The 10,030-nt window shown below is 73.7% G+C and carries 10 protein-coding genes; all 10 read left to right on the forward strand.

Going from position 1 to position 10,030, the window contains the following annotated elements:
* Window positions 1–174 precede the first annotated feature (174 nt).
* On the forward strand, window positions 175–810 hold the full coding sequence (dhaL, locus tag OEB99_RS17300; RefSeq protein ID WP_263578542.1) for a dihydroxyacetone kinase subunit DhaL: 636 nt from the start codon (window positions 175–177) through the stop codon (window positions 808–810).
* Window positions 807–1,511: a dihydroxyacetone kinase phosphoryl donor subunit DhaM gene (dhaM, locus tag OEB99_RS17305; RefSeq protein ID WP_263578543.1), complete on the forward strand. Its 705-nt coding sequence runs from the start codon at window positions 807–809 to the stop codon at window positions 1,509–1,511. Before dhaL ends, dhaM begins: the two co-directional genes overlap by 4 nt.
* 18 nt (window positions 1,512–1,529) lie before the next feature.
* Window positions 1,530–1,895, forward strand: coding sequence for a DUF4233 domain-containing protein (locus tag OEB99_RS17310; protein WP_263578544.1), 366 nt, complete (start codon window positions 1,530–1,532; stop codon window positions 1,893–1,895).
* Window positions 1,896–1,945: 50 nt separating this feature from the next.
* The gene (gene ndk / locus OEB99_RS17315) at window positions 1,946–2,371 is read left to right on the forward strand and encodes a nucleoside-diphosphate kinase (protein ID WP_263578545.1); all 426 of its coding nucleotides are present in this window, start codon (window positions 1,946–1,948) and stop codon (window positions 2,369–2,371) included.
* Between the two features lie 23 nt (window positions 2,372–2,394).
* Window positions 2,395–5,937 carry a chromosome segregation protein SMC gene (smc, locus tag OEB99_RS17320; RefSeq protein WP_263578546.1) on the forward strand — a complete coding sequence of 1,181 codons (3,543 nt, stop codon included), beginning with the start codon at window positions 2,395–2,397 and terminating at the stop codon, window positions 5,935–5,937.
* Window positions 5,938–6,091: 154 nt separating this feature from the next.
* On the forward strand, window positions 6,092–6,313 hold the full coding sequence (locus OEB99_RS17325) for a hypothetical protein (RefSeq protein WP_263578547.1): 222 nt from the start codon (window positions 6,092–6,094) through the stop codon (window positions 6,311–6,313).
* 68 nt (window positions 6,314–6,381) lie between these two features.
* Entirely contained in the window at window positions 6,382–7,536 is a 1,155-nt protein-coding gene (gene ftsY, locus OEB99_RS17330) for a signal recognition particle-docking protein FtsY (protein WP_263578548.1), read from the forward strand.
* 211 nt (window positions 7,537–7,747) lie between these two features.
* Window positions 7,748–9,055, forward strand: a complete 1,308-nt coding sequence (locus OEB99_RS17335) for an ammonium transporter (RefSeq protein ID WP_263578549.1) — start codon at window positions 7,748–7,750, stop codon at window positions 9,053–9,055.
* Complete coding sequence (locus OEB99_RS17340) at window positions 9,052–9,390, forward strand: P-II family nitrogen regulator (RefSeq protein WP_263578550.1); 339 nt, start codon at window positions 9,052–9,054, stop codon at window positions 9,388–9,390. The genes OEB99_RS17335 and OEB99_RS17340 overlap by 4 nt, the downstream gene beginning before the upstream one ends.
* Window positions 9,391–9,619: 229 nt before the next feature.
* Window positions 9,620–9,958: a P-II family nitrogen regulator gene (locus OEB99_RS17345; protein ID WP_263578551.1), complete on the forward strand. Its 339-nt coding sequence runs from the start codon at window positions 9,620–9,622 to the stop codon at window positions 9,956–9,958.
* Window positions 9,959–10,030 lie beyond the last annotated feature (72 nt).

Genomic DNA, 10,030 nt, shown 5'->3' on the forward strand with positions numbered 1-10,030 from the left:
CGGGGCCCCCCCCCCCGCCCCCCCCGGGCGGGGCCGGGGCCCGCGGGCGGGGGGGGGGGGGGGGCCGCCCCCCCCCCCCCACCACCCACGCCACGCGCGGTGGCCCGGCGTGGCAGGCTGCACCCAAGGCCCGGAGCCGACCGGCGCGGGCCGCTGCCCGGACGAAGGAGAAGCATGGCTCTGGACGTCGCGTGGGCCCAGACCTGGGTCCGCCGTACCGCCGAGGTCATCGCGGAGAACCGTGACGAGCTGATCGAGCTCGACCGGCAGATCGGCGACGGCGACCACGGCGAGAACATGAAGCGCGGCTTCACCGCGGTGGTGGCCAAGCTCGACGGGCTGGAGGCACCGCCGGAGCAGGTCGGTGACGTGCTCAAGCTGGTGGCCACGACGCTGATGTCCACCGTGGGCGGCGCCGCAGGCCCGCTCTACGGCACCGCGTACCTGCGCGCCGCGAAGGTCGCCGGTCTCGCTGAGCTCGACGGCCCCGCGGTCGTGGCGGTGCTGGAGGCCGCGCTCGAGGGGATCGTGGCGCGCGGCAAGGCGACGACCGGTGAGAAGACCATGGTCGATGCCTGGACGCCCGCGGTGAACGCCGCACAGGAGGCGTCCGGCAACGGCTCCTCGCCCGCGGCCGTGCTCGACGTCGCAGCGGCCGCTGCCGAGGCCGGGGCCACGGCGACGATCCCGATGCTCGCCACGAAGGGCCGCGCGAGCTACCTCGGCGAGCGCAGCATCGGCCACCAGGACCCGGGAGCGACCTCCACCGCGCTCATCCTGCGGGCCGCGGCAGACACGGCGGCGGCGTGACGGCGGGCGTCGCGCTGGTCCTGGTCTCGCACTCGGCGGACGTCGCCGCAGGCACCGCGGAGATCGCCGGGCAGATGGCGCCGGACGTCCTGCTGCTGCCCGCCGGCGGGATCCCCGAAGGCATCGGGACGAGCGTGGACCGGGTGATGGCGGCCGTCGAGGAAGGCCTGCAGACGTGCCCGGGCGGTGTGGTCGTGATGACCGACCTCGGCTCTGCGGTGCTCACCACGGACCTCGTGCTCGAGATGGTCGACGACGCCGAGCGGGTCAAGGTGCCTCGCGCCCCGTTCGTCGAGGGTGCCGTCGCGGCCGCGGTCGCGGCCCAGCAGGGCGGTGACCTGGCCGCGGTCGAGGCGGCCGCGCTCGAGGCCGGTGTGTCCTTCGCACCGGAGGGAGCAGCGGCGCCCGAGGCGTCCGACGAGGTCGACGCGGCGGGGCAGGACGGCCAGGTGACCGCGCTGGTGACCCTGCGCAACCCGCTCGGGCTGCACGCCCGCACGGCCGCCCAGGTCGCGCGAGCGGTCGCGGACGCGGGCGTCCCGGTGCGGATCGAGGGGGTCGACGGCGCGAGCGTGCTCGCGCTGATGGCCCTGGGCACCACCGGCGGTCAGGAGATCACGGTGAGCGCCACGGGTCCGGACGCGCAGTCGGCGGTCGACACGGTCGTCGCGCTGGTCGAGGGCGGGTTCGGCGAGGTCTGAGCAGGTAGCCTCGCCGCCGTGCCCGCACCCGCCCGCCGCTCCGCCCGCCGGCAGTTCTGCGCGACGATCCTCGGCCTCGAGGTCCTCGTCGTGCTCTTCGCCGCGCTCGTGCTCTACGGGCTGCGCCTGCTCGACCCGACGACGCTGCTGATCGCCTCGGTCGCCCTCGGCCTCTCGCTCACCGTGGCGGCCGGGCTGCAGGGAGGTCCCGGCGGCGTGGTGGCCGGGTCGGTGCTCCAGGTGCCGCTGCCGCTGGCCGGGATCCTCGTCGGTGAACCGATGCTCATCGTGATCGGGCTGATCTTCGTCGCGTTGTGGGTCGTGGCCGTGCGCCTCGGCGGCCGGATCGACCGCGAGCGGGCCGAGCGCGAGGCGCAGGCCTGAGCGAGGCCCTCGGCGCGGCGCGGTGCGGGTCTGCGGCTAGGCTTCCCGGCATGTCGCAGGCCGCCCGCACCCTTGTCCTCGTCAAGCCCGACGCCGTCCGGCGCGGCCTGAGCGGTGAGGTGCTGAGGCGCGTCGAGGCCAAGGGCTACACGCTCGCCGCGCTCGACCTGCGCACGGCCGACCGGGACCTGCTCGCCGCGCACTACGCCGAGCACGTGGGCAAGCCGTTCTTCGAGCCGCTGCTGGAATTCATGTCGTCCGGTCCCGTGGTGGCCGCCGTCGTCGAGGGCCACGGTGTGATCGAGGGCTTCCGCTCGCTCGCCGGCGCGACCGACCCGACCACGGCCGCTCCGGGCACCATCCGCGGCGACCTCGGCCGGGACTGGGGCAAGGCCGTCGTGGAGAACCTGGTGCACGGTTCGGACTCGGCGGACTCGGCGCGCCGCGAGATCGCCCTGTGGTTCCCGGATCTGTGAGCCGGACCTCCTAGGCTCGCCACGTGCATCTCAAGACGCTGACCCTGCGGGGGTTCAAGTCGTTCGCCTCGGCGACGACGTTGGGCTTCGAGCCGGGCATCACGTGCGTCGTGGGACCGAACGGCTCCGGCAAGTCCAACGTGGTGGACGCGCTCGCGTGGGTGATGGGCGAGCAGGGTGCCAAGTCGCTGCGAGGCGGCTCGATGGAGGACGTGATCTTCGCCGGAACCGCAGGGCGCCCGCCGCTGGGCCGTGCCGAGGTCGCGCTGACGATCGACAACTCCGACGGTCACCTGCCGATCGACTACACCGAGGTGACCATCTCGCGGACCCTGTTCCGCAACGGCGGCTCGGAGTACGCGATCAACGGCTCGTCCTGCCGTCTGCTCGACATCCAGGAGCTGCTCTCCGACACCGGCATGGGCCGCGAGATGCACGTGATCGTCGGCCAGGGCCAGCTCGACGCCGTGCTGCGGGCCAACCCCGAGGACCGCCGGCACTTCATCGAGGAGGCCGCCGGGGTCCTCAAGCACCGCAGGCGCAAGGAGAAGGCGCTGCGCAAGCTCGACGCGATGCAGGCCAACCTGACCCGGCTGACCGACCTCACCGGCGAGATCCGGCGACAGCTCGGGCCGCTCGGCCGCCAGGCCGAGGTCGCCCGTCGAGCGGCCGGGATCCAGGCCGACGTGCGTGACGCCCGCGCCCGGCTGCTGGCCGACGACCTCGCGCAGCTCACCGCGACCCTGGAGCAGGAGATCGCCGACGAGTCGGCCCTGCTCTCGCGCCGCGACGAGGTCGAGACCTCGCTCGCGCGGGCGCGTGCCACGCTCGCCGACCTGGAGGCCGCCGCGGCCGCGGCGGCGCCCGAGCTCTCGGCCGCGAACGACGTGTACTTCCGGCTCTCCGGGGTGCGGGAGCGCCTGCGCGGCCTGGCGACGCTGGCCGAGGAGCGCAGCCGGCTGCTCGGCGGCGCCGAGCAGGAGCTCCCGGTCGGCCAGGACCCGGACGACCTGGACGCGCAGGCCGCCCGGGCCCGCGCCGCCGAGGCCGAGCTGTCCGGTGAGGTCGACGTGGCCCGCGGCGCGCTCGAGGCGGCCGTCTCGCGCCGCGCCGAGGTCGAGAACGCCGCCGCAGCGGCCGAGCGTCGGGTCGCGGAGCTGCAGCGCGCCGCGGCCGACCGCCGCGAAGGTCTGGCCCGGCTGGCCGGCCAGGTGGCGGCACGGCGCACCAGGCTGGAGGCGACCGAGGCGGAGATCGGGCGGCTCGAGGAGTCCCTCGCCGAGGCCGAGCGCCGCGGTCACGAGGCGACCGTCGAGTTCGCCGCGCTCGAGTCCACCGTCGCCGGGGTCGAGGAGGGCGAAGAGGGCCTGGACGCCGACCACGAGGCCGCGACCGTCGAGCTCGACGAGGCCACGACCGCGGTCGCGGAGCTCGAGCGCGCCGAGCAGGTCGCCGAGCGCGATCGCGCCACCTGGCAGGCGAAGGTCGAGGCGCTCGAGCTGAGCCTCGAGCGCAAGGACGGCGCGGGTGCCCTGCTCGCGGCCGACGACCTCGCGGGCGTCCTCGGGTCGGTCGCTGCGCTCCTCGGTGTCGAGCCGGGCTACGAGGACGCGATCACCGCCGCGCTCGGCCCGCTCGCGGACGCGGTCGCGGTCGGTTCGGTGGACGACGCCGTCGACGCGCTGCGCCGGCTGCGCAGCGACGACGCCGGACGTGCCGGGCTGCTCATCGGTCGAGGCGGTGACCTGGGTGGGCCGCCGGCCGACCTGCCGGCGGGTGCGGTGCCGGCGGTCGAGCTGGTCCGGCCCGCGCCCGCCGTGGCAGCCGCGATCGGTGCCGCGCTCAGCGGTGTGGTGGTGGTGGAGGACCTCGCGCACGCCCGCGCGCTGCTCGGCGCCCGCCCGGAGCTGGTCGCGGTCACCCGGTCCGGTGACCTGCTCGGCGCCGTCCGGGCGTGGGGCGGTTCGGCCGCGGCACCCGGCGCGCTCGAGCTCCAGGCGACCCTCGAGGAGGCCCGCGCGCGGGTCGCCGAGGCCACCGCCGTGGGGGAGCGCACCCGGTTCGAGCTGGTCGCCGCGCGTCGACGCACGGACGAGGCCGGGGAGCGTCACGAGGCGACCCTCGACCGGCTGCACGAGTCGGACGCCGCGCTCGCGGCCGTGGCCGAGCAGCTCGGCCACCTCGGGTCGGTGGCACGTGCGGCGCGGGGCGAGGCGGAACGGGCCGCAGGCGCGCTGGCGAAGGCGAACGAGCGGCTGGCCGAGGACCAGCGCGAGCTCACCGAGCTCGCCGACCGGCTGCAGCGCGCCGAGGCCGACCCGAGCGAGTCCGAGTCGGACCTCACCGAGGCGGTGACGGTCCGTGACGCGGCGTCCGCGGAGGCGTCGGCCGCCCGGGCCAAGGAGACCGAGGCCCGGCTCGCGCTGCGCACCGGGGAGGAGCGCGTGCGCGCCGTGGCCGGGCGTGCCGAGTCGCTCGAGCGTGCGGCGACTGCGGAACGTGAGGCACGCGAGGCCGCCGCGACCCGGGCCAGGCGGCGCGCAGCGCAGGCCGCTCAGGCTCGCGCCGTCGGTGCCGGGGCCCACCGTGCCCTGACCGTGATCGAGGACTCCCTGGCCGAGGCGGACGCCGCGCGCCGGGCAGCCGAGCTGGCCCGTGCCGAGCGGGACGCAGCGCTCGTCGCACGGCGTGCGGACGTCGACCGCTGGTCCGGTGAGTTCGCGCAGCTCACGGACGCGGCGCACCGCGACGAGGTCGCGCGTGCCCAGCAGGTGCTCCGGATCGAGCAGCTGCAGACCCGTGCGATCGAGGAGCTCGGGGTCGACCCGGAGGTCCTCGTCGAGGAGTTCGGGCCGCACCGGTCGGTCCCGGGGGTCGACCAGGACGGTGAGCAGACCGAGGCGCCCTACGTCCGCGAGGAGCAGGAGAAGCGGCTCCGGAAGGCCGAGCGCGAGCTGTCCCAGCTGGGCCGGGTGAACCCGCTCGCGCTGGAGGAGTTCGCCGCGCTGGAGGAGCGCCACGCGTTCCTCACCGGCCAGCTCGGCGACCTGACGAAGTCGCGCACCGACCTGCTGCAGATCGTCAAGGACATCGACGAGAAGGTCGAGCAGGTCTTCGCCGAGGCGTACGCGGACACCGCGGTGCAGTTCGAGCGGGTCTTCGCCCGGTTGTTCCCCGGTGGTGAGGGACGCCTCGTGCTCACCGACCCGTCCGACATGCTCGGCACCGGGATCGAGGTCGAGGCGCGCCCGGCCGGCAAGAAGGTCAAGCGGCTCTCGCTGCTGTCCGGCGGCGAGCGGTCGCTCACCGCCGTCGCGCTGCTGGTCGCGATCTTCAAGGCACGGCCGAGCCCGTTCTACGTGATGGACGAGGTCGAGGCCGCGCTCGACGACGTCAACCTGGGTCGGCTGCTCGAGATCTTCACCGAGCTGCGCGACGACTCCCAGCTCATCGTCGTGACGCACCAGAAGCGGACGATGGAGATCGCCGACGCGCTGTACGGCGTGACCATGCGCGGCGACGGCGTCACCACCGTGATCAGCCAGCGGCTGCGCGAGGAGGACTGAGGCCTCGCGCCAGGCCTCGCGCGAGGGTCCGCGCCAGGCCTCGCGCGAGGGTCCGCGCATGGCCTGACGCACGGGTGTGGAGATCCTGTGCCGAAGCCGCGACGACCTTCGGAGGGGCCCCGTGGTCGTCCGACGACCGCCGGATACTGACGCCATGACTCCTGTCGTCCTCTCGGTCCTCCTGCCGTTCGTCATCGCGCTGGTCGTGCTCGGCCTGGCGGTCTGGATCGGTGGCGGTACCCCGGTCGCGGACCTCCGCTCGGGCCTGCGCCGCGAGTCCGGCGAGCCGCGCCTGGGCGTGATCGCCGCGGCGCGTCGCGAGCACGCCGAGTCGGCCGCGGCGGAGAAGGACCTCTTCGAGGACCTGCTGCGCTGACCGAACGCTGAGCCGCCCGGCCCTGCTCGCGTCCCGGCGACCCCTGCGACTCCTGGCAGACTGACGCGGTGACCGATCTCAACGACGTCCTGCTCATCGGGGTCCCGTCGCTCGTCGTCGTGGGGACCACGGCCGGCCTGCTGATCCGAGGGCGCCGTCGCGGTGGTTCGAGCGAGGCGTCCTCGTCCGCCGTCGACACCGCACCGGCCCCCACCGAGGCTCCGACAGCGCCCGCCGGCTCGCCGGCGGCGGCCCCTGCAGGTGTCGAGACGCCTGCGCCGGCCGCGGGGCGGATGGTCCGGCTCCGGGACCGGCTCGCCCGGTCGGGCTCGCCGCTCGGCGCCCGACTGCTCGCCGTCCTCTCCCGTGACCACCTCGCGGAGGAGGACTGGGAGGAGATCGAGGAGACCCTGCTGCTCGCCGACGTCGGGGCCGGCCCGAGCGGTGAGCTCGTCGACGCGCTGCGGCAGAAGGTGCGCGTCCTCGGTGTGCGCGAGCCTGCGGCGGTGCGCGCCCTGCTGCGCGAACAGCTGCTCGCCCTGGTCGACCCGACCATGGACCGCACGCTCGCCACCGAGCCCGTGATGGCGACGGGTGACGGCGCGGCGGGTGTCCAGCCCGCCGTGGTGCTCATGGTCGGCGTGAACGGGACCGGCAAGACGACCACCGTGGGCAAGCTGGCGCGGCTGCTCGTGGCGGAGGACCGCACCGTGCTGCTCGGCGCCGCCGACACCTTCCGCGCCGCGGCGGCGGACCAGCTCGCGACCTGGGGGGCCCGGGTCGGGGTCCCGGTGGTGCGCTCGGACCGGGACGGCGCCGACCCCGCATCGGTCGCCTTCGAGGCGCTCTCCGCCGGGCGGAGCCAGGGCGTCGACGTCGTGCTCGTGGACACCGCGGGCCGCCTGCAGAACAAGGCCGGCCTGATGGACGAGCTCGGCAAGATCGGCCGGGTGCTGTCCCGCACCGCGCCGATCAGCGAGGTGCTGCTGGTGCTGGACGCCACCACCGGGCAGAACGGGCTCACCCAGGCGCGGGTCTTCGCCGAGGTTGCCGGGGTGACCGGGATCGTGCTGACCAAGCTGGACGGCACGGCCAAGGGCGGCATCGTGGTCGCCGTCCAGCGCGAGCTCGGGGTGCCGGTGAAGCTCGTCGGGCTCGGCGAGGGCCCGGACGACCTCGCGGAGTTCGACCCGGAGGCCTTCGTCGACGGCATCCTCGGCTGACCGACGCGGCCCGCGGGTCACGCGAGCCGTCTCGGAATCGTGGGACTTCGGTCCCACAATTCGGACGGTGAGCACGGCGCGAAACTGCTCGTTCACATGCCCACGGTCCTTGTCACCGCGTCGTAACGAGGCGCGCTCGGCATCGAAACGTCCCCCCGCCAGGGTTGTTCCCGACCCCAGCCGACCGGCTGGCGAGGGAGAGGCGATCTGCATGGACGAGTTTGTCCTGGACACAGGGAACACCGCCTGGATCATCGTGGCATCGTCGCTGGTGCTGCTGATGACGCCGGGTCTGGCGTTCTTCTATGGCGGCATGGTGCGCGGCAAGTCCGTGCTCAACATGATGATGATGAGCTTCGGCGCGATGGCGCTCATCGGCCCGATCTGGCTGCTCTACGGCTACTCCGGAGCGTTCGGCTCCGACGTCGGTGGCATCATCGGCAACCCGTTCGAGTTCTTCGGCTCGAACACCATCACCGACGCCGACAGCCTGATGGCTGGTTCCGGAGTGCCGGCGCTGGTCGCGATCGCCTTCCAGGCGACGTTCGCGATCATCACCGTCGCCCTGATCTCGGGTTCGGTTGCTGACCGCATGAAGTTCAGCGCCTGGCTGGCCTTCGCTGCGATCTGGGTGACCATCGTGTACGTGCCCATGGCGCACATGGTGTGGGGCGGCGGTCTGCTCGGTGGCGACGGCATCACCTCGGGCCTGTCCACCCCGATCGACTTCGCCGGTGGGACCGTGGTCCACATCAACGCCGGTGTGGCTGGTCTGGTGATGGCGATCCTGCTCGGCAAGCGCAAGGGCTTCGGCAAGGAGCCGATGCGTCCGCACAACCTTCCGTTCGTCATGCTGGGCGCCGCCCTGCTGTGGTTCGGTTGGTTCGGCTTCAACGCCGGTTCTGAGTTCGCGGCGGACGGCACGGCCGGCCGTGCGTGGGTCAACACCACGGTCGCGACCTGCATGGCGATCCTCGGCTGGCTCGCCACGGAGAAGGTCCGTGACGGCAAGGCCACGTCGCTCGGCGCCGCTTCGGGTGCCGTCGCGGGCCTGGTCGCGATCACCCCGGCCGCGGCCTCGGTGGACACCTACGGCGCGATCGCCATCGGCACCATCGCGGGCATCCTCTGCGCGATGGCCGTGAGCCTGAAGTACAAGTTCGGCTACGACGACTCGCTCGACGTCGTCGGCGTGCACCTCGTCGGTGGTCTCACCGGCACCGTGCTCATCGGCTTCTTCGCCAACGTCTCGGACACCACCAACGGCACCTGGTACGCCGACGGCTCCGTCAACGGCCTGTTCTACGGCGGCGGCGTCACGCAGCTCCTCACCCAGATCATCGTCGCGCTCGCCGCGGTCGTGTTCAGCGGTGTTGTGACGTTCATCATCGGTTCGGCGCTCAAGGCGACCATGGGCATCCGGGTCACCGACGAGGTCGAGGCCAGCGGTGACATGGCGATGCACGGTGAGACCGCGTACGAGAGCCTCGGGGTCGGCCGCATGGAGGTGAAGGCATGAAGCTGGTCTGCGCGGTCATCCAGCCCCACCGGCTCGACGACGTGAAGTCGGCCCTCGAGGCCGCTGGCGTGCGCGGCATGACGGTGAGCGAGGCCAGCGGCTACGGCCGTCAGCGTGGGCACACCGAGGTCTACCGCGGTGCCGAGTACACCGTCGACCTCGTGCCGAAGGTCCGCATCGAGGTCCTGGTGGGCGACGAGGACGCGGCCAGCGTCACGTCGGTCATCGTCGGCGCGGCCCAGTCCGGCAAGATCGGTGACGGAAAGGTCTGGACGGTGCCGGTCGACGACGTCGCCCGGGTCCGGACCGGCGAGCACGGTCCTGACGCTCTGTGAGATGAGTCCGTGAGGGTCCCGCGCTCCGGCGCGGGACCCTCACGGCGTTCAGGACGAGGAGCCCGGGGCGAACGGGCGGCTCAGGACGAGCCGTGTCGTACGACGAGCGCCGTCGCACGGCGAACCGTGTCCCGGACGACGAGCAGCGAGATGATGGCGGTGGGAGTCGCCCACCGGGGTGCCGGTCACCCGGCACCCGGACGCCACGAAGCGCACAGGAGGTCGAACCATGAAGCTGGTCACCGCAGTGATCCAGCCGCACAAGCTGGACGAGGTGAAGGAAGCGCTCCAGGGCGCCGGCGTGCACGGCCTCACGGTCAGCGAGGCCAGCGGCTACGGCCGCCAGAAGGGGCACACCGAGGTGTACCGCGGCGCCGAGTACGTCGTGGACCTGGTGCCGAAGATCAAGGTCGAGGTGCTGGTCCGGGCCGAGGACGTGGCCGCGATCACCGAGGTGGTCATCAAGGCCGCGAGCACCGGGCAGATCGGTGACGGCAAGGTCTGGAGCGTGCCCGTCGAGGACGTCGTGCGCGTCCGTACCGGCGAGCACGGTCCGGACGCCATCTGAGCCCATGACGCAGCAGGGGGGGTGCGCCGGCCCCGCCCCCGGGGGCGCGGGCGTTGGGGGGGGGCGGTGGGG

The sequence above is a fragment of the Actinotalea endophytica genome (genome assembly GCF_025717005.1).
Classification (GTDB): domain Bacteria; phylum Actinomycetota; class Actinomycetes; order Actinomycetales; family Cellulomonadaceae; genus Actinotalea.

Bases quoted from the DNA above. Each gene is read 5' to 3' on its own strand.
- OEB99_RS17325 (WP_263578547.1), top strand. From the start codon at position 6,092: ATGACTCCTGTCGTCCTCTCGGTCCTCCTGCCGTTCGTCATCGCGCTG.
- OEB99_RS17345 (WP_263578551.1), top strand. From the start codon at position 9,620: ATGAAGCTGGTCACCGCAGTGATCCAGCCGCACAAGCTGGACGAGGTG.
- OEB99_RS17335 (WP_263578549.1), top strand. From the start codon at position 7,748: ATGGACGAGTTTGTCCTGGACACAGGGAACACCGCCTGGATCATCGTG.
- dhaL (WP_263578542.1), top strand. From the start codon at position 175: ATGGCTCTGGACGTCGCGTGGGCCCAGACCTGGGTCCGCCGTACCGCC.
- ndk (WP_263578545.1), top strand. From the start codon at position 1,946: ATGTCGCAGGCCGCCCGCACCCTTGTCCTCGTCAAGCCCGACGCCGTC.
- OEB99_RS17340 (WP_263578550.1), top strand. From the start codon at position 9,052: ATGAAGCTGGTCTGCGCGGTCATCCAGCCCCACCGGCTCGACGACGTG.